The organism is Amycolatopsis oliviviridis (genome assembly GCF_014654365.1).
Classification (GTDB): Bacteria; Actinomycetota; Actinomycetes; order Mycobacteriales; family Pseudonocardiaceae; genus Amycolatopsis; species Amycolatopsis oliviviridis.
In genome coordinates this window covers 737,929-759,811 of the sequence record NZ_BNAY01000001.1, presented here as the reverse complement: position 1 = coordinate 759,811, position 21,883 = coordinate 737,929, and the positions used below count along the sequence as shown (strand labels likewise).

General features: G+C 68.9%; 19 protein-coding genes. 5 read left to right on the top strand and 14 right to left on the bottom strand.

Annotated elements, in window-relative coordinates; all coding sequences use genetic code 11:
• Nucleotides 1-49 precede the first annotated feature (49 nt).
• The 4 genes from IE302_RS03015 to IE302_RS03000 all read right to left on the bottom strand — a co-directional run bounded on the left by IE302_RS03015 (nt 50) and on the right by IE302_RS03000 (nt 5,447).
• The gene (locus IE302_RS03015) at nt 50-1,120 is read right to left on the bottom strand and encodes an AAA family ATPase (protein WP_037305078.1); all 1,071 of its coding nucleotides are present in this window, start codon (nt 1,118-1,120) and stop codon (nt 50-52) included.
• 120 nt (nt 1,121-1,240) lie between these two features.
• Complete coding sequence (locus tag IE302_RS03010; RefSeq protein ID WP_191251477.1) at nt 1,241-3,508, bottom strand: hypothetical protein; 2,268 nt, start codon at nt 3,506-3,508, stop codon at nt 1,241-1,243.
• A gap of 43 nt (nt 3,509-3,551) precedes the next feature.
• Nucleotides 3,552-4,094, bottom strand: coding sequence for a molybdenum cofactor guanylyltransferase (gene mobA / locus IE302_RS03005; RefSeq protein WP_191251475.1), 543 nt, complete (start codon nt 4,092-4,094; stop codon nt 3,552-3,554).
• 3 nt (nt 4,095-4,097) lie between these two features.
• The gene (locus IE302_RS03000) at nt 4,098-5,447 is read right to left on the bottom strand and encodes an NlpC/P60 family protein (protein ID WP_191251473.1); all 1,350 of its coding nucleotides are present in this window, start codon (nt 5,445-5,447) and stop codon (nt 4,098-4,100) included.
• A gap of 343 nt (nt 5,448-5,790) precedes the next feature.
• On the opposite strand from IE302_RS03000, the gene acnA reads away from it, so the two are divergent.
• Nucleotides 5,791-8,598: an aconitate hydratase AcnA gene (gene acnA, locus IE302_RS02995; RefSeq protein ID WP_191251471.1), complete on the top strand. Its 2,808-nt coding sequence runs from the start codon at nt 5,791-5,793 to the stop codon at nt 8,596-8,598.
• Between the two features lie 74 nt (nt 8,599-8,672).
• Nucleotides 8,673-9,473, top strand: coding sequence for an alpha/beta fold hydrolase (locus tag IE302_RS02990; RefSeq protein WP_191251469.1), 801 nt, complete (start codon nt 8,673-8,675; stop codon nt 9,471-9,473).
• Here IE302_RS02990 and IE302_RS02985 read toward each other — a convergent pair.
• Nucleotides 9,470-9,946 carry an MgtC/SapB family protein gene (locus IE302_RS02985; protein ID WP_020635103.1) on the bottom strand — a complete coding sequence of 159 codons (477 nt, stop codon included), beginning with the start codon at nt 9,944-9,946 and terminating at the stop codon, nt 9,470-9,472. The genes IE302_RS02990 and IE302_RS02985 overlap by 4 nt on opposite strands.
• Nucleotides 9,947-10,281: 335 nt before the next feature.
• The gene (locus tag IE302_RS02980; RefSeq protein WP_191251467.1) at nt 10,282-11,187 is read right to left on the bottom strand and encodes a LysR family transcriptional regulator; all 906 of its coding nucleotides are present in this window, start codon (nt 11,185-11,187) and stop codon (nt 10,282-10,284) included.
• A gap of 156 nt (nt 11,188-11,343) precedes the next feature.
• Between IE302_RS02980 and IE302_RS02975 the strand changes: the two genes are divergently transcribed.
• The 3 genes from IE302_RS02975 to IE302_RS02965 are packed head-to-tail and all read left to right on the top strand — an operon-like array spanning nt 11,344 to nt 14,029.
• Nucleotides 11,344-12,771 carry an MFS transporter gene (locus IE302_RS02975; RefSeq protein WP_229907647.1) on the top strand — a complete coding sequence of 476 codons (1,428 nt, stop codon included), beginning with the start codon at nt 11,344-11,346 and terminating at the stop codon, nt 12,769-12,771.
• A gap of 5 nt (nt 12,772-12,776) precedes the next feature.
• Nucleotides 12,777-13,667 carry an SDR family oxidoreductase gene (locus IE302_RS02970; protein ID WP_191251464.1) on the top strand — a complete coding sequence of 297 codons (891 nt, stop codon included), beginning with the start codon at nt 12,777-12,779 and terminating at the stop codon, nt 13,665-13,667.
• Between the two features lie 14 nt (nt 13,668-13,681).
• The gene (locus IE302_RS02965; RefSeq protein ID WP_191251462.1) at nt 13,682-14,029 is read left to right on the top strand and encodes a darcynin family protein; all 348 of its coding nucleotides are present in this window, start codon (nt 13,682-13,684) and stop codon (nt 14,027-14,029) included.
• 32 nt (nt 14,030-14,061) lie between these two features.
• Here the strand turns inward: IE302_RS02965 and IE302_RS02960 are convergent, their stop codons facing one another.
• The 8 genes from IE302_RS02960 to IE302_RS02925 form a co-directional block, all read right to left on the bottom strand.
• Entirely contained in the window at nt 14,062-14,217 is a 156-nt protein-coding gene (locus tag IE302_RS02960) for a hypothetical protein (protein ID WP_191251460.1), read from the bottom strand.
• 11 nt (nt 14,218-14,228) lie between these two features.
• A complete protein-coding gene (locus tag IE302_RS02955) occupies nt 14,229-15,836 on the bottom strand; it encodes an alpha/beta hydrolase (protein ID WP_191251458.1) in 1,608 nt (535 codons plus the stop codon).
• A 156-nt stretch (nt 15,837-15,992) separates the two neighbouring features.
• A complete protein-coding gene (locus IE302_RS02950) occupies nt 15,993-16,415 on the bottom strand; it encodes a nitroreductase family deazaflavin-dependent oxidoreductase (protein WP_191253064.1) in 423 nt (140 codons plus the stop codon).
• Between the two features lie 46 nt (nt 16,416-16,461).
• A complete protein-coding gene (gene egtD / locus IE302_RS02945; protein WP_191251456.1) occupies nt 16,462-17,439 on the bottom strand; it encodes an L-histidine N(alpha)-methyltransferase in 978 nt (325 codons plus the stop codon).
• Nucleotides 17,436-18,200: an ergothioneine biosynthesis protein EgtC gene (gene egtC, locus IE302_RS02940; RefSeq protein WP_191251454.1), complete on the bottom strand. Its 765-nt coding sequence runs from the start codon at nt 18,198-18,200 to the stop codon at nt 17,436-17,438. Before egtC ends, egtD begins: the two co-directional genes overlap by 4 nt.
• 5 nt (nt 18,201-18,205) lie before the next feature.
• Nucleotides 18,206-19,555, bottom strand: coding sequence for an ergothioneine biosynthesis protein EgtB (egtB, locus tag IE302_RS02935; RefSeq protein WP_191251452.1), 1,350 nt, complete (start codon nt 19,553-19,555; stop codon nt 18,206-18,208).
• Nucleotides 19,552-20,814 (bottom strand): glutamate-cysteine ligase family protein, encoded by a 1,263-nt coding sequence (locus tag IE302_RS02930; protein WP_191251450.1) that lies wholly within the window; start codon nt 20,812-20,814, stop codon nt 19,552-19,554. Before IE302_RS02930 ends, egtB begins: the two co-directional genes overlap by 4 nt.
• A gap of 130 nt (nt 20,815-20,944) precedes the next feature.
• A complete protein-coding gene (locus IE302_RS02925; protein ID WP_191251448.1) occupies nt 20,945-21,868 on the bottom strand; it encodes a LysR family transcriptional regulator in 924 nt (307 codons plus the stop codon).
• Nucleotides 21,869-21,883 lie beyond the last annotated feature (15 nt).

Genomic DNA, 21,883 nt, shown 5'->3' with positions numbered 1-21,883 from the left:
GCGGTGCCCAGGAAGGACGTTCGCCCTTCTCGTTCTTCACGCGGATTCCTTACCTGACGGGTGCGCCGGCCGGGACCGGGCCGCCCTGCCCGGCACCGCCCTGCGGACGGGCCGAGACCTGCGGCAGCGGCACGGTCTGCAGCACCCGCGTGATGATGTGGTCGATGGGGACACCGTCGGCGAGCGCGTCGTAGGACAGCACGAGCCGGTGCCGCAGCACGTCGGGAACGACGTCGACGACGTCCTGCGGCAGTACGTAGTCCCGGCCGCGGACCAGCGCCAGCGCGCGGGCCGCCGCGATGATGCCGAGGCTCGCACGCGGCGAAGCGCCATAGGACACCCAGCCCGCGACGTCGGCGAGGCCATGATCGTTCGGTGTACGGGTGGTGAGCACGAGGCGGACGACGTAGTCGACCAGCGCGTGATGCACGAAGACCTGCGAGGCGACGTTCTGCAGCCGGACCAGCTCGGCCGGGCTCAGCACCTCTTGCGGGGTGGGCGGGGTGACACCCATCCGGTAGATGATCTCCCGCTCTTCCTCGGCGGTCGGGTACTCGACGACGATCTTGAACAGGAACCGGTCGCGCTGCGCCTCGGGCAGCGGGTACACGCCCTCGTTCTCGATCGGGTTCTGCGTGGCGAGCACGAGGAACGGGTCGGGCATCGGGAAGGTCTGGCCGCCGATCGACACGTGCCGCTCGGCCATCACCTCGAGCATCGCCGACTGCACCTTCGCCGGCGCGCGGTTGATCTCGTCGGCGAGCACGAAGTTCGCCACGACCGGGCCGAGCTCGACGTCGAACCGCTCGGCGCCCTGGCGGTAGATCCGGGTGCCGAGGATGTCGGCGGGGACCAGGTCCGGGGTGAACTGCACACGCGAGAACGAACCGCCGACCACCCGGGCGAACGTCTCCACGGCGAGGGTCTTGGCGACACCGGGCACACCTTCGAGGAGGAGGTGCCCCCTGGCCAGCAGGCCGACCAGCATCCGCTCGACCAGCCTGTCCTGGCCGACGATGATCCGCTTGACCTCGAACACGGTCCGCTCCAGCAACTGGGCGTCCCGCGCCGGCGTTCCGGGCTGCTGCTGCGCGCCGTCGGCGTAGCCGGGCTCGGTCACTCGTGCCTCCTGTGTTCCCCGCTTGCGTTGTTCCGTCCGGATGTGACCGTAGTGGTCGGTGGCACAGCCGTTCGTGAAGGTAGCCAACCCGATCAGCGGTATGACGGCTGTGAAGGGGCTTCACCGCGCCCAGCGGCCGAGGTCCTTCCGAAACTCCACCAGGTCGTCCCACGCCTGCTGCGGGTGCATCGCCATCCGCTGCCGGACGACGGCGAGCCGGTGCAGTCCGGGGCTCAGGCGATCGCCGGTCAGCGTGTCGTCGAAGACCTCCAGAACGGTCGCGCAGAACAGCACGAAGCTGCCGCTCTGCCTGCGCAGTTCGCTGATCGGCGCGGCGATCTCGCCGTCGTCCCGCACCAGCCGCTCGGCGATCTCCGCGAGTTCCCCGGCTTCTTCCGTCCCCGGGACGCCGAGCAGATCCGTGGTCAGCGCGACCAGCTCCGGCGATCGCTCCAAAGTGGCCGCGGTGGCGGTGAAGGCCCGGATCTTCCCCGCCATCTCACCGGTGACGAGGCTTCGCGTCACGAACTCCAGTGACGGCTGGTAGACCTCGTTCGCGAGATCGACCATCTCGACGGCGCACCGCTTGAGATCGCGGGGCAGGCCGCCCGAAAGACAGTGCGCCAGATAGCAGAACTGTTCGGAGATCCCCCGCAGCCGCAAGGCGATCCAGAGCCTGCTTTCGTCCAAAGTGAACGGTTCGAGCCGCACCATCTCCGAGAACGCGCTGTCGAACGCGTCGCGGACGCCGAGCCCGCGCTGTTCGAAACCGAGCACGGCGTCGTCCGAAACGGACACGAAGAACAGGCACCCCGGGACGTCGAAGACTCCCTTGACGTCATTGATGAACTGATGCGCCTTCTCCGGCTCGCCGATCTTGTCCAGTTCGTCGATGGCGATGACGACCCGCCCGGCGACGTCCTCCTCGGCCAGGCACTCGGCGGCCAGTTCGGCGAACTCGCGGAACTTGTCGACGACCTCGGGATGGGTGAGCTGCTGCTCGGCCCGCTGGGTCGACCAGGTGCGGCCGGCCTCCCCTTTGAGCGGCATGCTCAATTTCCCGGACCACCCGGTCGTGTAGGTCTGAAGGAACCGGATCCGGTCGAGTTGCCGCTCGGCGATCCACTTCAGGTGACCGATCCTCGCGTTCCGCCGTCGCGCGATCACACCGAGGACCGCGTTGACGAGCAAGGCGCCGAGGCCGAACGTCAACCTGACGAAGACGATCGCCAGCACACCGAGGGCCAGCACGCGGCCGACCGGCATTCCCGCCCAGAGCCGCTGCGACAGGAGCCCGCTGTTGACCGCTTCGGCGGCGAACGCGCCGATTTCCGCGAAGATCCGGCGCGGTTCCTCGCCCCACAGTAGCCAAACGGCCGCAGCCGCGGCACCGAGCCTCACGAGGAACCAGACCGTGCGCCGGATCAGGCCACCCAGCCTGCTCCACCACCGGACACGGACCGGTGCCCCCGGTGAGATCGTCGCGAGCACCGCCTTGCACAGCAACGCGTGCAGATGCAGCACGAAATCGCGGGCTTCGTAGGCCGCCGGCGCTGAAGCGACCACCACCAGCGGTGCGGCCTGCCCCGCCTGGCTGAGCAGTCCTTCTTCGAGCGATCGGATCGAGGTGGTCTTCCCGGCTCCCCGCGACCCGGCCAGCGCGATGGCCACCGACTCGGCCCGGACGATGATCCGGCGCAGTCTCTTGACCGCCGCCGTCTGCACCAGACCGGGGCCGAAGACCGGGTCGAACGAGTCCGGCTCGGCGAAGACCAGGTCCGTCCGGTCGTAGGTCCGCCGGTTGGCCCGGATGTAAGCGTGCAGTTCCGGCAGGACGATCTCGCGGAGCGCGTGGTCCCGGCGGTCGCCGAGGGCGACCAAATCCGGATGCGGGACCGCCCCGGAGCTCCGCTCCTTGTCCCTGACGAACAGCACGGGCATCCGCCGGACGATCGACCCGGCCGCCAGCACGAGCACGCACAGGAACCCGACCAGACCGAAGACCCGCAAGAACGGCGGCATCGCCGGCCAAGTCACCCGCAGGACGCTGAAGTAGCCGACGACCAGGAACCCGGCGACCGCCAACACGCGCGCTTCCTGGAGGGCCAGCTCCCAGGACGACGGCCGGCCGCGGTGGACACGCAAGGCCCGTTCGCGTTCCAGCCTGACCCTCGCGAGGGCGGAGGCGCTGGTGAGAACCGCTTCCCTCGCCTCTTCGGCGCGCAGTTCCTCCTGCTTCAGCGTGTAAGAGATCTCGTCTGTGCCCAGGGCCTCGTCGAGCAGCTCTTCCAAGGCCAGCCGGGTGGACCAGGTTTCGAAATCGTCGAAGAAGGCGTCGCTGTCGTGGAGAACGCTCGGCTGGTTCGTTTCCCTGGGCAGCTCGGTCACCGGCTTATGATGCCGAACCATCTCCCCACGTTCCGGAAGAACGCTAGGAAAACCGGTCCAAATCCTCGGGTGTGTCGATGTCGTCGCTCTCCCCCGGTTCCTCGGGCACGTCGACGATCTCCAGCCCGCCCAGCGTCCGCCGCAGCGACGCGTTCTCGACGGTCTCAGGCAGGGCCTCGCGCAGCGCCTCCGCCCGCCAGGCACCGAGCAGCCATTGCCGCTCTCCAGAGCCGTCAACCAGCACCGCGCCGGAGGCGGTACCGAGCGAACCCACCAGACGATCCACCGTGGACGACCGGACACCGGCGAGATCACCGGCCAGCACGACGACGATCTCGGTGCGCACCAACGCGAGACCGGCGGCCAGCGCGGCGACCGGACCCGTTCCGGGCGAGGACTCCCGAGTCCACAACACGTCGCCGAACCCCGGCCGTTCGGGGCCGACGACGATCACCGGATCCGCGTCCGCGAGCGCGGCCAGAGCCCTGGCCAGCAACGGTTTCCCCCCGACGGGGAGCGCGGGTTTGTCCACACCGGACAGGCGGCGAGCGGCACCGCCCGCCAGCACTATCCCCGCGTAGGACACCGCCTAGCCGATCATGCGGGTCGCGTACGGCATGATGCCGCCGTAGCGCACCGGAGCGACCCGGACCCGCAGCCCGGACTGCGGCGCCTCGACCATCTGGCCGTTCCCGAGGTACATCGCGACGTGGTGGATGCCCCGCGCGCTGCCGCCCCAGAAGAGCATGTCGCCGCGGCGCATCTGCGAGAGCGGCACCTTCCGGCCGGCGTTGTACTGGTATCCGCTGTAGTGCGGGAGCGCCCGAACCCCGGCGAACGCGTAGATCATCAGGCCCGAGCAGTCGAAGCCGATCTTCATGTAGTCGCCGTAGCGGTCGGCGACGCCGCCGTCGCGGATACCGCGCGTCGGGCCGGAGGTGTTGCCGCCGCCCCACGCGTACGGGAGTCCCAGCTGCGACAAGGCCCGCTGGACGGCGGCCTCGACACTGGCCCCGGCGGGCGCCGACTGGACGGGCCTGCTCGACGGACGGCCACCGCCGCCCTGACTGGGCCTCGACGCGGCGAGCGCGGCCTGGCGAGCGCGCTCCTCGTCCTCGCGGGCCTTCTGCGCCTTCCAGTCCTCGTAGCGCTGCCGCTGCCCCTGCAGGCCGCTGACCTTCTGCTGCGCTTCGAAGAGCTGCTTCTCGACGTTCGTCTTGTCGGCTTCGAGCTTCTCGTTCTGCGTGGCCTGGGTGTCCTGCGCGTGCTGCGCGGCGCTCTGCGCGTTGTCGGCCTCGTGCTTGGCCGCCTCGGCCGCGCGCTTGCGCTCCTGCGCGATCTCCAGCTTCTTGCGCGCCGTCGCGTCCTTGTTGGACTTGTCCGTCTGCGCGCGCTTCATCGTGTCGAGCGCGTTGAGCCTGCTGCCGCCGACCGCGTCGAGCATCTGGGCGCGGCCGAGAAGTTCCTTGGGGCTGTTGGCGGTCAGGTACGCCCACACCGAACCGATGGTGCTGCCCTGCTGGAAGCTGGCGGCGGCGAACTTGTCGAGGTCGGCGCGGGCCTTGTCGATGGTCGCCTGCGCGGCGTCGGACTCGGTGCGCGCGGACTGCGCCTCACGGTCGGCCTGGGCGGCTTCGTCCTGCGCGGTCTCCGCGTCGACCCGCGCCTTGTTGGCCTCTTCCATCTTCAGCTCGACGTCGTCGTTGAGCTGCGCGAGCTTCGACTCGGCCTGGGCCAGCTGATTCGTCAGCCTGCCGACGTCGCCCGCCTTGGCGTTGGCCTCGGCCTTGCTGGAGTTGATCTCGGAGTCGCTGGGGTTCGGCGGGGGCGGGGGTACCGCGATGGCGGTACCCGTCACCCCGAGCAACAGGGCGATTCCCAGCGCACCGATGGTCGTGCCACGGCGGGCACCGGCCCCAGACCCGGTTTCACCACGCACGATCCACCCACCTCCCGATCTTGAAACAACGAGCTCACTGTGCCACTGCCGTCACAGCATTACCAGAAGCACCACCAGGAACTTACACACCGTAGGCACCATTTCCCCTCAACGGGGGACGAACAGACGAACGTTTCGTCACTCGAACGGCCGCAGGTGGATGAGACGTTCCCTACCCGCGTGTCGGGTTGCCAGCCAAAAAGGACAGGCGTACTGTTTGAGGGGACGAACGAGGTGTGCCATCCCGGGTCCGGACTTACGGTGGGGGTGCGCAACACTCGCTCCGGGCCTGCCCGAACGGCTCGGAGAACCACACCGAACTGACCCGCCACTGGAGTAAGAAGTGACAGCACCTGCCAGCAAGGACAGCTTCGGCGCCAAAGACACGCTGAAGGTCGGCGACGCCTCCTACGAGGTGTTCCGCCTGGACAAGGTCGAGGGCTCCAAGCGCCTTCCCTACAGCTTGAAGATCCTGCTCGAGAACCTGCTGCGGACCGAGGACGGCGCGAACATCACCGCTGACCACATCCGCGCGCTCGGCAACTGGGACGCGAGCGCGGACCCGTCGATCGAGATCCAGTTCACGCCCGCCCGCGTGATCATGCAGGACTTCACCGGCGTGCCCTGCGTCGTCGACCTCGCCACCATGCGCGAGGCCGTCACCGACCTCGGCGGCGACCCGGACAAGGTCAACCCGCTGGCGCCCGCCGAGCTGGTCATCGACCACTCGGTCATCATCGACGTCTTCGGCCGCGCCGACGCCTTCGAGCGCAACGTCGAGATCGAGTACGAGCGCAACCGCGAGCGCTACCAGTTCCTGCGCTGGGGCCAGGGCGCCTTCGACGAGTTCAAGGTCGTCCCGCCGGGCACCGGCATCGTGCACCAGGTCAACATCGAGCACCTCGCGCGCACGGTGATGTCCCGCAACGGCCAGGCGTACCCCGACTCCTGCGTCGGCACCGACTCGCACACCACCATGGTCAACGGCCTCGGCGTGCTGGGCTGGGGCGTCGGCGGCATCGAGGCCGAGGCGGCCATGCTGGGCCAGCCGGTCTCCATGCTCATCCCGCGCGTCGTCGGCTTCAAGCTCACCGGCGAGATCCCGACCGGCGTCACCGCCACCGACGTCGTGCTCACCATCACCGAGATGCTGCGCAAGCACGGTGTGGTCAGCAAGTTCGTCGAGTTCTACGGCGAGAGCGTCGGCGCGGTGCCGCTGGCCAACCGCGCCACCATCGGCAACATGAGCCCGGAATTCGGCTCCACCGCGGCGATCTTCCCGATCGACGACGAGACCGTCCGGTACCTCAAGCTCACCGGCCGCTCCGAGGAGCAGGTCGCGCTCGTCGAGGCGTACGCCAAGGAGCAGGGCCTCTGGCACGACCCGTCGCACGAGCCGGAGTACTCCGAGTACATCGAGCTGGACCTGTCGACGGTCGTCCCGTCGATCGCCGGCCCGAAGCGCCCGCAGGACCGCATCGAGCTCACCGACGCGAAGAACTCGTTCCGCAAGTCGATCCACGACTACGTCGGCGGCGAGCAGGTCCCGCACACCAACGTGGACGAGACCGTCGAGGAGACCTTCCCGGCCAGCGACCCCGCCGCCCTCTCCTTCAAGGACGAGGACGCGGTCGAACTGCAGTCGGCGGCGAACGGCCACAGCGGCCGCCCGACCAACCCGGTCAAGGTCAGCACCTCCGACCGCGGCGAGTTCATCCTCGACCACGGCGCCGTGGTGATCGCCTCGATCACCTCCTGCACCAACACCTCCAACCCGTCGGTCATGCTCGGCGCGGCGCTGCTCGCCCGGAACGCGGTCGACAAGGGCCTCGCGGTCAAGCCGTGGGTCAAGACCTCGATGGCGCCGGGTTCGCAGGTCGTCACGGACTACTACACCAAGGCCAACCTGTGGCCGTACCTGGAGAAGCTGGGCTACCACCTGGTCGGCTACGGCTGCACCACCTGCATCGGCAACTCAGGCCCGCTGTCGGACGAGATCTCCGCGGCGATCCAGGAGAACGACCTCACCGCGGTTTCGGTGCTCTCGGGCAACCGGAACTTCGAAGGCCGCATCAACCCCGACGTGAAGATGAACTACCTCGCGTCGCCGCCGCTGGTCATCGCGTACGCGCTCGCCGGCACGATGGACTTCGACTTCGAGAACCAGCCGCTCGGCACGGACACCGACGGCAACGACGTCTTCCTGAAGGACATCTGGCCCTCGGCCAAGGAGATCCAGGAGACCATCGACTACGCGATCACGCAGGAGATGTTCACCAAGGACTACGCCGACGTCTTCGACGGCGGCGAGCGGTGGAAGTCGCTGCCGACCCCCGAAGGCAAGACCTTCGACTGGGACGCGGAGTCCACCTACGTCCGGAAGCCCCCGTACTTCGAGGGCATGAAGGCGGAGCCGTCGCCGGTCACCGACATCGCCGGTGCCCGCGTGCTGGCGAAGCTGGGCGACTCGGTCACCACCGACCACATCTCCCCCGCCGGCGCGATCAAGCCGGGCACCCCGGCCGCGCAGTACCTGACCGAGCACGGCGTGGAGAAGAAGGACTTCAACTCCTACGGCTCGCGTCGCGGTAACCACGAGGTCATGATCCGCGGCACCTTCGCGAACATCCGGCTGCGCAACCAGCTGCTGGACGACGTGCAGGGCGGCTACACCCGCGACTTCACCCAGGACGACGCCCCGCAGTCGTTCATCTACGACGCGGCGCAGAACTACGCGGCGCAGGACATCCCGCTGGTCGTCCTGGGCGGCAAGGAGTACGGCTCCGGTTCGTCCCGCGACTGGGCGGCCAAGGGCACGCGCCTGCTGGGTGTGCGCGCGGTGATCACCGAGTCGTTCGAGCGGATCCACCGGTCGAACCTGATCGGCATGGGCGTCATCCCGCTGCAGTTCCCGGCGGGCGAGTCGGCCTCGTCGCTCGGCCTCGACGGCACCGAGACGTTCGACATCTCGGGCATCACGAAGCTGAACGACGGGGAGACCCCGCGCACGGTCCACGTCACCGCGACGAAGACCGACGGCACCAAGGTGGAGTTCGACGCGGACGTCCGCATCGACACCCCGGGTGAGGCGGACTACTACCGCAACGGCGGCATCCTGCAGTACGTCCTGCGGAAGATGACCCAGGCGTAAGCACCACCCTCGATGGCCCCTTTTCCCGCACTTTGGGGAAAGGGGCCATCGTCGTCTTCCGCTAGCGTGGGTGGATGGCCCACGGTCGGATTCAGGTCGAGAACGGCGAGCTCGCGTACGAGATCCGGGGCGCGGGTGATCCCGTCGTCCTGCTGCACGGCGGCATGCTCGACTCCCGGATGTGGGACGCCGAAATGACGGCGCTCGAACGGCACCACACCGCCATCCGGTACGACGCGCGCGGACACGGTGAGTCCTCCACGCCGACACAGCGCTTCAAGCACTACGAGGACCTTCGCGAGCTGATGACCGCGCTGGAACTCCCCCGTGCGTCGCTGGTCGGGCTGTCCGGCGGCGGGCGCATCGCGGTCGACTTCGCGCTGACCTGTCCGGACCTCGTCGAGAACCTCGTCCTCGTGGCCACCGGTCTCAGCGCGATGGTGACGAAGGATCCCTTTGTCCTGGAGCAGAACAAGAAACTCGAGGAAGCGGGCGCCAAGGGTGATCTGCCCGCCGTCATCGAATGCGTGCTGCGGATGTGGGTGGACGGCCCCCGGCGCGCTCCGGACGTCGTCGACCAGGACGTCCGGCGGCGGTGCCAGGAGATGTACACGAACACGATCACCCGGCACCGCGGCAGTGGTTTCATGCTGATGGACGAGTTGCGGGCCATCGAACGCGTCGGCGAGCTCACGCCCCGAACGATGACACTGGTGGGCGATCTGGATTCCTCGGACATCCTCGCCATCGCCGACCAGATCGAAAGCGAGGCACGCGACGCCCGGAAACTTGTCGTCCCCGGGGTCGCGCACATGATCAATCTGGAGAAGCCGGCCGAGTTCTCCCGGATATTGCTCGACTTCCTGGATTGCTAAGCCCTCTCGGGCTCCTCCTGCTCCGAGCAGTCTTCCCGGTTCTCCGGACGGCGGTCGACGACGCGGCCGAGCGGACGCAGCAGCACGTTGACCCCGACGATCACCGCGGTCCCGGCGAGCGCGACGACGTAAAGTCCCGCTCCCGCAAGGGATCCGACGGCCGCCGAGCACCACAGCGTGGCGGCGGTGTTGAGCCCGCGCACGTTCAGCCCGTCCCGCAGGATCACCCCGGCGCCGAGGAAGCCGATCCCGGAGACGATCTGGGCGGCGACCCGCGTCGGGTCGGCGTCGCCGCTGGTGTTCAGCCCGCCGAAACCGTGCGCGGACAACAGGACGAAAAGGGTGGCGCCGACGGCGACGAGGGCGTTGGTGCGGAGTCCGGCCATCCGGGCGCGGTACTGGCGCTCGATGCCGATGACGGCGCCCAGACCGACGCCGGTGCCGACCCTGAGCAGCATTTCGAAGGTGTTCATGATTCCGGCTCTTTTCTGGCGTGCGTACACAAGGCCAGACAGGGAAAGGAGACCGGAGAAGGTCAGCGCACCGCGCACACGGGTGAACGGCGACCACTTCCGGTCGTTCCAGAACTGTCTTCCGGCATGTGCCGCTCACCTCGCTTTCGTACTCGATCGGTGTTGATCAACCTCCGGGACTGTACCACCGGACGGCCGTCCGGCCACCCCGCGCGTGGAGGTCAAGAGGGTCGGTGGCGTTGTGAAAGCCACTTTCACAACGTTGAAGGTTGCGAATGTGGCTTTCACAACATCCGAACCCGGCACACCGGCGAGCGAGTGAGACACCTTTTCCGTCAGGACGGTGCGTTGAGCGCGTCGCGGATCGTCTCCCGCAGCCAGCGCTGGGCCGGATCGGCGTCGAGCCGGGCGTGCCAGAGCAGGCAGACTTCGATCTCCGGGAGGTCCGCCGGGATCGGGAACCAGCGGATGCCGAGCGACCGGCCGTACTGCTCGGCCAGTCGCGAGGGGACGAGTCCGATGTAGTCGCTCGACGAGACCAGGAAAGCGGCGACGGCGGACGTGGGGACCACCGCCGCGACCCGGCGCTGGAGCCCGGCCGCTTCGAGCACGTCGTCGAGCGGTCCTCTGCCCCTGCCTCGCCGGGAAGCGGAAACGTGGGGGTAGCGGCAGAGCTGAGCCAGCGTCGGGTGCCGCTTGCCGCCGAGCGGGCCGTCCGCCCTGACGATCCCGACCACCCGTTCGCGGTACAGCGGCATCGAGCGGATGTCGGGAGCGGTGACGTCACCGGCGCCGATGTCCAGATCCACCGAGCCGTCCCGAAGCGCCTCCGTGCTTTCGCTGCCCTCCGCGACGAAACGCAGGACCACGCCCGGCGCGACGGCGGCGGTCGCCTCGACGGCCGCCGTCGTCAAGGTCGCGGCGACGCCGTCGTTGATGCGGATCGTGAAGGTCCGTTCGAGGTCGCCGATCGTCAGGTCGCGGTCGGCACTGATCAGTGCCGACGCCTCGTCGAGCAGCGACCGTACGCGCGGCGCGGTCCGGAGCGCGAACGGCGTCGGCACCATCCCGCGGCCGGCGCGCACCAGGATCGGGTCCCCCATCGCCCGCCGCAACCGGCCCAGCGCCCGGCTCGCCGCCGGGATCGACAGATGCAGTCGCTCCGCGGCCGCCGTGACGCTGCCTTCCCGCAGCAACGCGTCGAACACCCGCAGAAGGTTCAGATCCAGCTGGTCGGCCATAGTTGCATCGTACGCAAGTCTGCTTTGTCAAAGTTGCGTGGCACGAAGACCTCGCTGGTCAATAGCTTCATGGACATGCCACTCCGACTTCAACTCCGTGACGACGCCGCGCCCGCGGCGAGCCGTCCGGCCCCGCGAAACGGCCTGCTGGCCGCCATGTGCGCCTGTGTCGTACTCGTGGTCGGGATGGTCGCCGCGATCAACCTCGCCGTCCCGATGCTGGCCGCGAGCGACCTCCACCCGTCCGCGTCGGCGCTCATCTGGATCGTCGACACCTACGTCGTTTTCTTCGCCTGTCTCGTGATCCCCGGTGGCGCGGCGGGCGACCGCTTCGGCCGCAAGGGCGTCCTGCTCGCCGGTCTGGCGCTCTTCGCGGTCGGCGCGCTGCTCTCGACGGTCGCGCCGAACGTGCCCTTCCTGCTGGCGGGCCGGGCGATCACCGGGATCGGGGCCGCCGCCGTGCTGCCCAACACGCTCGCCGTCCTGCTGCACGCCGTGCCCGCCGAGCGCAAGGGCGTGACCATCGCGACCTGGGCGTCGATGACCGGGATCGGCGGTGTCGTCGGCAACGTCGGCGGCGGCGCGGTGCTGTCCGGCGGGTCGTGGCGCTGGCTGTTCGCGGCCGCCGTCCCGCTCTCGCTGGTGCTCGCGGCGCTCGTCGCCCGGATCGCTCCGGTCTCCCCGCGGCACGACCGGCCGCTCAGCCTTTTCGGTGCGCTCCTGCTCGTCGGCGCGTCCGTCGCGTTGCTGCTCGGCATCGTCGAAGGGCCTGAAAAAGGTTGGGGCAGCCCGATCGTCCTGATCGGGTTCGCCGGCTCGGTCCTGCTCTTCGCCGTATGGACGTTCGTGGAGCTGAAAGCCGAGCACCCGCTGCTCGACCCCAGGTTGTTCCGCGTGCCCGCGCTGCGCAGCGCCTGCCTCGGCATGACGGCGATCTTCTTCGGGATGTTCGCGCTGTTCTACGTCAACGCGTCCTTCCTGCAGTACGGCAAGGGATTCGGTGTGCTGCTGACCGGGCTGGGGATCATCCCGCTGACCGTCCCGGTCATCCTCGGCGCGCGGCATGTGGGCAAACTCGTCCAGCGTGCCGGCGTCGACGCCACCGTGGCCATCGCGTTCGTCTTCTGCGGCTGCGGCCTCCTCGGACTGTCCACAAACGACGCTTCGACGCCGTATCCCGTCTACGCGGCCTGGCTCGTGGTGACCGGCATCGGTGTCACGCTGGCCCTACCGACGCTGTCCGCCGCGATCTCCGGTTCGCTGCCGCCCGCCCAGGCCGGTGTCGGCGCCGGTCTCCAGGCCACCACCCGCGAGTTCGGCAGCGCGCTCGGCGTCGCGGTCATCGGCACCGTCCTCACCGGACGGTTCGTCGCGGCGCTGCCGTCCGACCTCCGCGCGGCCCACGATCCGCACACCGTGGCACAGGCCCTCGCCACGGCCCCCGGGCGCGAGCCCGAAGTGATTTCCGCGTTCGTCACCAGTACGAGCACGGCCCTGCGGGTGATCGGCGTGAGTGTGCTCGTCCTCGGGGCGCTCGTCGTCCTGCAATCACGTCTTTCCCGCACCACCAAGGAGAAGGAGTAATTCCCATGCACGTATTCGTCACCGGAGCGACCGGCTGGATCGGCTCGGCCGTCGTGGACGAGCTGCTCGACGCCGGCCACGAGGTCACCGGCCTCGCTCGCTCGGACGCTTCCGCCGCCACGCTGGAGCGGAAGGGCGCCCGGGTCCGCCGCGGCGACCTGGACGATCTCGACGGCCTCCGCGCGGGCGCCGGGGAAGCAGAGGCCGTCATCCACCTGGCCAACAAACACGACTGGGGCAACCCCGCCGAGTCCAACCGGGCCGAGCGGGCCGCCGTCGAAACCTTCGCCGACGCGCTGACCGGGACCGGCCGGGCCTTCGTTCTCGCCGCGGGGCTCTCGACCATGGCGACGGGACGACCCGCCACCGAAACCGACCTCTCCCCCGCAGTCGGCCCCGACTCGCATCGCGGTGGCGCCGAGAACCTCGCCCTCGAGTACGCCGAGAAGGGCATGCGGGTGATCAGCGCCCGCTTCGCGCCCTCGGTCCACGGCGTCGGCGACCACGGTTTCGTCGCGGCGCTCGTCGCGGCGGCCCGCGAGCACGGCGTCTCCGGCTACCTCGGCGACGGCACCGCGTCCTGGGCGGCGATCCACCGCACCGACGCGGCCCGGCTCGTCCGGCTGGGCCTGGAAGGCGCGCCCACCGGCTCGCTGCTCCACGCCGTCGCCGAAGAAGCCGTGACGACGAAGGAAATCGCCGAAGCCATCGGGCGGACGCTCGACGTCCCGGTGGTGTCCGTGGCGCCGGAGAACGCGGCCGAGCACTTCGGATTCGTCGGCCGGTTCTTCGCGCTGGACATGTCCGCGTCCAGCGAGCGCACCCGCGAACTGCTCAAGTGGGCCCCCTTCGGACCGACCCTCGTCGAGGACATCGAAGCCGGCGCCTACGCCTGAAAGGAAGGGACACCATGGCCGAAGTGACCGCTTTCATGCTGGTCAAGACCACCCCCGAATGGCTCGGCCTCACGGTCGAGCAGCGGGTGGAATCCTTCAAGACCGAGGTCCTCCCGGCGATCGAGAGCAAGGTGAAGGGCGTCCGGTCGCGGTTCTTCGACACCGAGTTCTACTCCGCGCGGGTGACCGACGTGTGGGTGTGGGAGGCCGAAGACCACCACTCGTACCAGCTGCTCATCGAGGCACTGCGCGAGACGCCGTTCTGGGACCGCTACTTCGAGATCGTCGACCTGCTGGTCGGGGTCGAGAACGCGTACGCCACGAACTACGGGCTGGACGCCTACGCGAGCTTCAGCGTCTGAAGCCGGCGGGGAAGCCAGGAACACCGGCGGTGTCAGCCGGTGCCCTGGTAACCCACCCGGATCACCGGGGCGAAGATCTCGCCCCGGCTCGTCCGGTCCTCCCCGGGGAAGAACGTAGCGCCGGGTGCCCGGGACCGGTCCCGAAACGCCACGAAGGCCACCGCCGAGACGGTGGCCTTCGTGGTCATGTACCTGATTTTCAGGTGGTGGCTTCGAACGGCTGGACGTTCGGCTGGAACACCTGACCGTTGGCCGGAACCTTGAGGTCGATCAGGTAGTCGGCCGTGGCCTTGTCCACCCCGAGCGAGTCGCCCAGGATGCAGTGCCCGAAGGCGTCGACCGAGAGCAGCCGGGCGTTGCCCAGCTCGTCGGCCATCCGCTTCGAGAACAGATACTGGGTCGCCGGGTCGTAGTAGTTGCCGATGACCAGCACCGGGGTGTCGGTCTTGGCCTGCCACGGGCCGCGGTAGACGTCCGGCTTCTTCGCGGGCCACACCGGGCAGCCCGCCACGTCCGAGAACGCCTGGTAACGACCGAAGGTGGGCGATTCCTTCTCCCACTTCGCGGCGATCTCGGGCACCTTCTCCTGCTTGACCGTGATCTTCTTGTCCGAGCAGTTCACGGCGAAGTAGGAATCGTCACCGACGTACGGGCTGTCCGGGTTCGCGTCCGCGCGCCCGTTCGCCCCCGACCGCAGCACCTTCAGCTCGACGGCCTGCGCCGTCTGCGTCTGCGCCGCCGGCGGGTGGACGACGTTGTACAGCGCCTGCAGGTCGTCGGCCAGCGGCGGGAACGACGTCGGCGAGTACAGCACGCCGGAAACCGTGCTGGTGAACGCGTTGATGTCGTAGCTGCTCCCGTCCGGCAGCTTGATCGGCTGCTGGCGCAGGTAATCGCGGATCTCGTCGAACTTCTCCCGCGGCGTGCCCGAGCTGAACGAGCACTTCGGGCCGACCTGCGCGCACTTGCGCAGGAACCCGTCCAGTGCGATCTCGAAACCGCGAGCCCGCTCACGGTCGTACTGCACACCGTCGCTGGTGCGCAGCGCCGGGTCGACGTTGCCGTCGATGACGATCGCCCGGCTCTGCTTCGGGAACATCGACGTGTACGTCGACCCGATCAGGGTCCCGTACGAGAAGCCGACGAAGGTCAGCTTCTGGTCGCCGACCGCGGCCCGCATCTTGTCGAGGTCACGCACGACGTCCTTGGTGGACATGTGGTTCAGCAGCGCGCCCGCGTTGTTCTTGCAGAACTGGCCGTAGTCCCGGTAAGACGCCAGCGTGCCGGAGATCTCCTGCCGCGACAGCGGTACGGGGATCTGCGCGGCGAAGACGTCGTTCGCGTCCTCCTGCGTGGTGAAGCATTTGAGCGGGTTGCTGGCCCCGACCCCGCGCGGGTCGAACCCGATCAGGTCGAACCGGTCGAGCACCTGCGGCTGGAAGTAGTTCGCCCCGCCGATCGGCATCCGGAATCCGGAGCCGCCGGGACCACCCGGGTTGAGGAACAGCGAACCGACCTTCTTGTCGGGCGTCTTCGCCGCCCGCTTCAGCATCGCGATGTCGATGGTGCCGAGCGCCGCGTTGTCGTGGTCGATCGGCACGCGATACCGCGCGCAGCTGTAGAACTTGACCTGGTCGGCGGGAACACCGCGGAGCTGGTCCGCCGTGCAGGCACCCCAGGTCACCGGCGCGGTCGCGCCGACCTGGGCGGCGGACGTCCCGGCGTCCGGTGCGGCGACCGCCGTCCCGGAGGCACCGGTCAACGCGGCGCCGGCCACGAGTGCCCCTACCAGTGCGAAACCGCGCACCGGCCTCCTTGTGGATCTCGGCAAAACGACTCCTCCCTCGGCTGGCGACGTGAGAGTCCACGTCGCGCGGCGCGCCGCCGACGTCACGGCGCGTAACACCAAGCGAGCCTCGCACAAGCCGGTAACCCAGTCACCGGCCGAAAGGATGGTACGAACCTATCGAGTGGTTGTCTTTAACTCGAAAATCGGTAACACACGGCGAGCGGCGCGCTCCTCCATGGAGTAGCCGGGCCAGAACTCCAGCAGGAGCTTCCACATCGCCGCGTACTCGTCGCCGAGCAGTTCCCTGGCCCTGACCGGGATTTCCTTGCCGGCCAGGGCGACGACCGCCTCGGGTTCCGAGCGGAGGTTGTGTGTCCACGCGGGATCGTTCGGCCTCCCCCAATTGGAGCCGACGAGCACGAAACCCTCGTCGTGCGGGAAGTACAAAAGGTTGGTACTACGGGGCAGACCACTCTTGCGGCCCGTCGTGGTCAGCCGCAGGGAAGGGAGCCCGGCCAGCGCGACCAGGCTCACCTTCCCCTTGAACAGCCGGTGGAGTCTCTTGTCCACCCAGATGATCCCGCCCGCGAGCCCCATCAGCCACGGTTTCGTGCCGAGCACGCGTGCGAGCGAGGTGAGAGGGTTAGTCACGGACAGATCTTGCCAGGCTCACCCCGAACCGCGACGCGGAGTCCGTCCACCATTTCTCGACCGCGAATCCCGCTTCGGCCAGTTCCGCGGCGATTCCCTCCCGCCGGAACTTGGCGGAGATCTCGGTGCGCACGTATTCGCCCTCGTCGAACTTGACCTGCAGATCCGCACCCGGGATGTCGACGGTCAAAGCCTCCCGGGCGCGCAGACGCATTTCGATCCATTCGTTCTCCTCGTCCCAATACGAGACGTGGTCGAAGGCGGCCGGATCGAAGTTCGCGCCCAGGCCGTTGTTGATCACGTGGAGCATGTTGCGGTTGAACTCGGCGGTGACCCCGGCGGCGTCGTCATAGGCGCTTTCCAGCGTCTCCCGGTCCTTCACCAGGTCGGTCCCGAGAAGGAGCCACTCCCCTTCGTCGAGCACGTCACGGACCGAGCGCAGGAAGACCGCGCGATCGGTGGGAAGGAAGTTGCCGATCGTGCCGCCGAGGAAGACCACCAGCCGCGGCCGGTCCCCCGGCAACAGGTCGAGGTGCTGGGTGAAGTCGCCGACCACGCCTCGGACTTCGAGGGACGGGTAGTCGGCCGTGATGGCTTCCGCGGCTTCGGCGAGCGCGGTTTCGGAGACGTCGAGCGGCACGAACTCCTTCAACGTGCCGTGGCTCGTGAGCGCGTCGAGCAGGAGCCGGGTCTTCTCGCTGGACCCGGAACCGAGCTCGACCAGGGTGTGCGCGCCGGAGCTCTCCGCTATCTCGCCGCCGCGCGCGGCGAGCACCTCCCGTTCGCTGCGGGTCGGGTAGTACTCGGGAAGCGCGGTGATCTTCTCGAACAGTTCGCTGCCGCGCGCGTCGTAGAACCACTTGGGCGGCAACCACTTCTGGTCCGCTTCCAGGCCGGCGCGGACGTCCGCGCGCAGCTGTTCGGTGATGTCCGACTCGCTGTGGTGTACGTCGAGGTCCACTTCGGTCATCGTGCCTCAGGGCTCCGATCGGCTTCGAGGGGAAGGATTCGCACGCCTTCACCGGTGACCCGGACGGCGTGGTGGTCGGGAACGGGGATCCAGCCAGGGTGGTCGTCACACGGTTCCGACGCGACGAGCACACCCCCGCCGAGGTCCCGATAGGACAGGGAATGCGTCCACGCCGTACCGATGAGCGTCCGGCCGTCGGTCAGCAGGAAGTTGAGCCGCGAACCCGGCCCCGCCTCCTCGGCCACTCCGCTCAGCCACGCGACGGCCGCGAGCGGGTCTTCGCCCGCTTCGAGCCGCTCGCGCAGCAAAGCCCACAGCAGCACCGAGTCCGTGGTCGCCTCCAGGGTCAGGAGACGGGTGATCGGCAGTTTCGCGGCGAGTTCGGCCATCGAGTCCGGCCAGCCCTTCACCATTCCGTTGTGGCTGAACAGATAGCCGCCGCCGGTGAACGGGGCGTTCGCCGCCTCGACCACCGGCATCCCTGTCGTGCCGTTGCGGACCGCCGCCATGAAGGCGTGCGACCGCACCGACCCGGCCAGCGCGGGCAGATCCCCGTCCGTCCACAAGGGAGCGGACCGGCGAAGCCGCAACGGATCGGCGGCCCCGGCGTACCAGCCGAGGCCGTACCCGTCCGCGTTGACCGAGCCGCCACCGCGCATGTCGGCCGGAGCGTAGGACTGCACGAGCAGCGAGTGAGGGGCGTGAAAGAGCGTCTCGGCGGGCGAACGCGGCTCGCCGAGATACGCGAGATGACGGCACATGCCGCTTAAGCCACCTCACCGGGTCGCGCGTCCCGGGCACAGCGGAACCCGGAGAAGATCTGCCGCCGGATCGGATGGTCCCAGTTGCGGAACGTGCCGCGGATGGCCGCCGCGTCCGTGCCGAACGAGCCGCCACGCAGGATCCGGTAATCGCCGCCGAAGAACACCTCCGAGTACTCCTTGTACGGGAACGCGGCGAATCCCGGGTACGCCTCGAATCCGCTGCTGGTCCACTCCCAGACGTCGCCGATCAGCTGGTGCACGCCCAGTGGCGAGACACCGGCCGGGTACGCGCCGACCTCGGCCGGCCGCAGGTGCCGCTGCCCGAGGTTGGCGTGCTCGGGCGTGGGTCCCTCGTCGCCCCAGGGGAACCGGCGCGAACGGCCGGTCGCCGGATCGAACCGGGCGGCCTTCTCCCATTCCGGTTCCGTCGGCAGGCGCCTGCCCGCCCAGGCGGCGTACGCCTCGGCCTCGTGGAAGGACACGTGGACGACGGGTTCGGCGGCGGGCACCTTCTCGTGGACGCCGAACCGCGTCCGCCACCAGCCGTCCTGCTCCCGGCTCCAGAAACGCGGCGCGTGGATGCCGTGCTCGCTGCGGTACGCCCAGCCTCGTTCACTCCACCACTTCGGGTCTTCATAGCCTCCGGAGTCGAGGAACTCCGCGTACGCCCCGCAGGTGACCGGCGTCGTGTCGATGAAGAACGCCTCGACCGCGACCTCGTGCGCCGGGCGCTCGTTGTCCAGCGCCCACGGTTCGGCGGAGGTGCCCATGGTGAACGCGCCACCGGGCACGAACACCTCGGCGGGCAGTCGCCCTGACCGCGACGGCGGCGGTGCGGGCGCGTGCAGCACCGGATCGCCCTTGCGGAGCTGGTGGGTGGCCAGCATCGTCTCGTCGTGCTGCTGCTCGTGCTGGGTGATCATGCCGAAGGCGAAGGCGTCCTCGGTGAGCCGCCTGCCTTGCAGCGGAACCTTTTCCAGGATGTCGAAGGATTTCTCCCGGACCTCCCGGACGTACTTGCGTGCCTCTTCCGGGCCCAGCAGCGGCAGTTCCGGACGGTCGGCGCGGGCGTGCTGGAACGCGTCGTAGATGTCGTCGATGTCCGGCCGGAGCGCCTCGCGGCCGCCGACGTCGCGGACCAGCCAGAGCTCTTCCTGGCTGCCGATGTGCGCGAGGTCCCAGACCAACGGCGACATCAGTTTCGAATGCTGACGGACCAGGTCTTCGTCGTCGACATCGGTCAGCGCGACACTGCGTTCGCGGGCCCTGGTGAGCGCCTCGGCCGCGTGAGCCCGCAGGTCTTGCGGGCTCAGCGCGCGAAGCGGGTTGGTCTCGGTGCTTTCCACGCTCATGACTGGTGGCTCCTCGAACCGTGCACGAGGGACTGCACACCCTCGCTGATCTCGGTGATGGTCTCCGGCGGCAGACCGGTCATGCCGAGTTCGGCGCAGCCGAGGTCCACCACCTCCCTCGCGACGGAGGCGATCGCCCTGTCGGCCAGGCCGAACCGGGCCGCGCACTCCCACCTGCCCAGGACGGGTTCGCACAGGTCGAGCACCTTGTCCACTGTGGACGGGCGCGCGAGCAGCGCGGCCAGCAGGGCCACCGGGTGCAGCCACCGGGCGGCGGGCTGGGCGTCCAGGTAACGGATCTCCAGGTACCCCTGTGGACGGACCGGTGTGAAGAAGGTCGTCAGGTGATAGGCCAGATCGTCCTCGGTCGGCTTGCCGAGTCCGGCGCCTTCGCCCTGCCCGTCGATCCAGTCGGCGAAGGTCAGGGAATCGGGCGCGTCCCAGCGGCCGTCGCCGCCGGGAAGGACCATCAGCGGGGTGTCCAGGATCCTGCGTGCCCACTCCCCGGCCGGATCCCTGGTCAATTCCGCCGACCGGGTGCGGACCTTTTCGGTGTCCATCACGGCCAGCCAGCGCGCGGACGCGTGGCCGGTGTCGCGTCCGGCGTGGATCCGGGAGTTGGCGAAGGTGGCGAGCAGCGGCGGGCCGAGCGCGTGGACGGCGGCCCAGCGGTCGGCGAGATCGCCCGCCTCGCCGGTGTCCACGCAGACCTGCAGGCCGGCGGTGCTGCACATCATCGTCGCGCCCCCGTCGCCCATCGGGGCGAAGCGGCGTTCCATGGCGGCGTAGCGGGGGGTGCCCAGTTTGCGGGCGGGAGGGCGATGCCTGTCTATCCCGGTGTCTCCCAGGTACAGGCCTCGGGTGGCGAGGAGGGTTTCGAGGTGGGCCAGATCGGCCGAGACGACGGCGTCCAGGTGACGCAGCGTGGTCTGTGGTTGAGCGGAGATCTCCACCTGGCATCCGGGCTCGAGGCTCAGCGGTGAACCTGCCGGGAGGGGGAGGGCGGGGCTGTCGGGGCGCAGGGTCCGCGGGGTGTGCGGGCCGAGCGCGGTGGCGAGATCGTCGGGATCGAGAGGCCGGGCGGGCTCGTCGGCGTAGTGCACGGTGAATTCCAGCTCTACGCCGAGGAGTTTCGGTGGCCCGTGCTTGAAGCACACGGAAGCCACATACGCCTCACCCTCGGCGCGGTCCGAGAGGACCTTCGCCGTCGCGTTCGACGCGCTCCCGGACTTCTCGGGGAAATCATGAACAGTAGTCATCTTTCCGCCGTCCAGTCGGTTGTCCGATAACTGAGAAACCTTGACTTCGGACGCTACACGCGGGGTCCGACAAATTCAGGTGCGTTCTTGCCGGGCAGGATCGGCCGACCACCTTTTAGGACCGGACGAATCAGGGCAAAGCGGCCTCGGTCCCCAGGCCCAGCGCCACCGCCGCGTCGCGGACCGCCCCGATCACCAGCTGCAGAGCGGGCCGCCGCGACGTGGTCGTCCGGTAGGCGATCGAAACCGTTCGGAGCAACGGTGTGGTCAACGCGACGACGTCGATCCCGGGCGGACGGAGACCGAGCCCGAGATCCGACACGAGGGTCACCCCGAGCCCGGCGCCGACCATCGCCATCGCCGTCGACTGCTCCTCCACCTCGTGGTTGATCTTGGGTTCGAAGCCGTGACGGTGACACGCTGTGCGCACCGCTCGACCGAAGTGACTCTTCGGGCTGGCGAGGATCCACGGATGCTCGGCCAGTTCGGTCAGGGACGCGCTGCCGGCGGGTACGGCACCGGCGGGCACCGCGGCGTGCAGCCGTTCGACCGCGATCACCGCGCGCTCCAGTCCGGCGTCCCACGGCATCGGCGCGTCGGAATAGTCGATCACGAACGACAGGTCCAGTTCGCCGTCGCGGACGGCGTCGGCGGTGTCCTCGGGCGCCAGCTCGCGGGTCCGGACCTGGATCCCGGGATGCTCGCCCGCCAGCGCGGCCAGCGCGTGCGGCAGCAGTCCCGAAGCGACCGACGCCCACACCCCGGCCATGAGCCGGACCGAAACGGTCTCCTGTGCCTCCTCCAGCGCGAGCGTCGCCCGCTCGACCGACCCCAGGATCTCCTCGGCGTGTTCGGTGAGCAACAGCCCCAGTTCGGTCAGCTGCACCCGCCTGCCGAATCGCTCGAACAGCTTCGCGCCCACGTCCCGCTCCAGCTGCGCCAGCTGCTGCGAAACCGCCGAAGCGGTGTAATGCAGCGAAGCTGCGGCCGCCGTGACGGTGCCGCGCCGGCTCAGTTCGCGAAGCATCCGCAAGCGGTGCAACGAAAGCTCCATATGCCCAACGTAATC

What these genes read in the sequence shown, in the direction of transcription:
- IE302_RS02990 (WP_191251469.1), top strand. Translation starts at nt 8,673, where the DNA reads ATGGCCCACGGTCGGATTCAGGTCGAGAACGGCGAGCTCGCGTACGAG.
- IE302_RS02985 (WP_020635103.1), bottom strand. Translation starts at nt 9,946, where the DNA reads ATGAACACCTTCGAAATGCTGCTCAGGGTCGGCACCGGCGTCGGTCTG.
- IE302_RS02980 (WP_191251467.1), bottom strand. Translation starts at nt 11,187, where the DNA reads ATGGCCGACCAGCTGGATCTGAACCTTCTGCGGGTGTTCGACGCGTTG.
- IE302_RS02975 (WP_229907647.1), top strand. Translation starts at nt 11,344, where the DNA reads ATGTGCGCCTGTGTCGTACTCGTGGTCGGGATGGTCGCCGCGATCAAC.
- IE302_RS02970 (WP_191251464.1), top strand. Translation starts at nt 12,777, where the DNA reads ATGCACGTATTCGTCACCGGAGCGACCGGCTGGATCGGCTCGGCCGTC.
- IE302_RS02965 (WP_191251462.1), top strand. Translation starts at nt 13,682, where the DNA reads ATGGCCGAAGTGACCGCTTTCATGCTGGTCAAGACCACCCCCGAATGG.
- IE302_RS02960 (WP_191251460.1), bottom strand. Translation starts at nt 14,217, where the DNA reads ATGACCACGAAGGCCACCGTCTCGGCGGTGGCCTTCGTGGCGTTTCGG.
- IE302_RS02950 (WP_191253064.1), bottom strand. Translation starts at nt 16,415, where the DNA reads ATGGGGCTCGCGGGCGGGATCATCTGGGTGGACAAGAGACTCCACCGG.
- egtD (WP_191251456.1), bottom strand. Translation starts at nt 17,439, where the DNA reads ATGACCGAAGTGGACCTCGACGTACACCACAGCGAGTCGGACATCACC.
- egtC (WP_191251454.1), bottom strand. Translation starts at nt 18,200, where the DNA reads ATGTGCCGTCATCTCGCGTATCTCGGCGAGCCGCGTTCGCCCGCCGAG.
- egtB (WP_191251452.1), bottom strand. Translation starts at nt 19,555, where the DNA reads ATGAGCGTGGAAAGCACCGAGACCAACCCGCTTCGCGCGCTGAGCCCG.
- IE302_RS02930 (WP_191251450.1), bottom strand. Translation starts at nt 20,814, where the DNA reads ATGACTACTGTTCATGATTTCCCCGAGAAGTCCGGGAGCGCGTCGAAC.
- IE302_RS02925 (WP_191251448.1), bottom strand. Translation starts at nt 21,868, where the DNA reads ATGGAGCTTTCGTTGCACCGCTTGCGGATGCTTCGCGAACTGAGCCGG.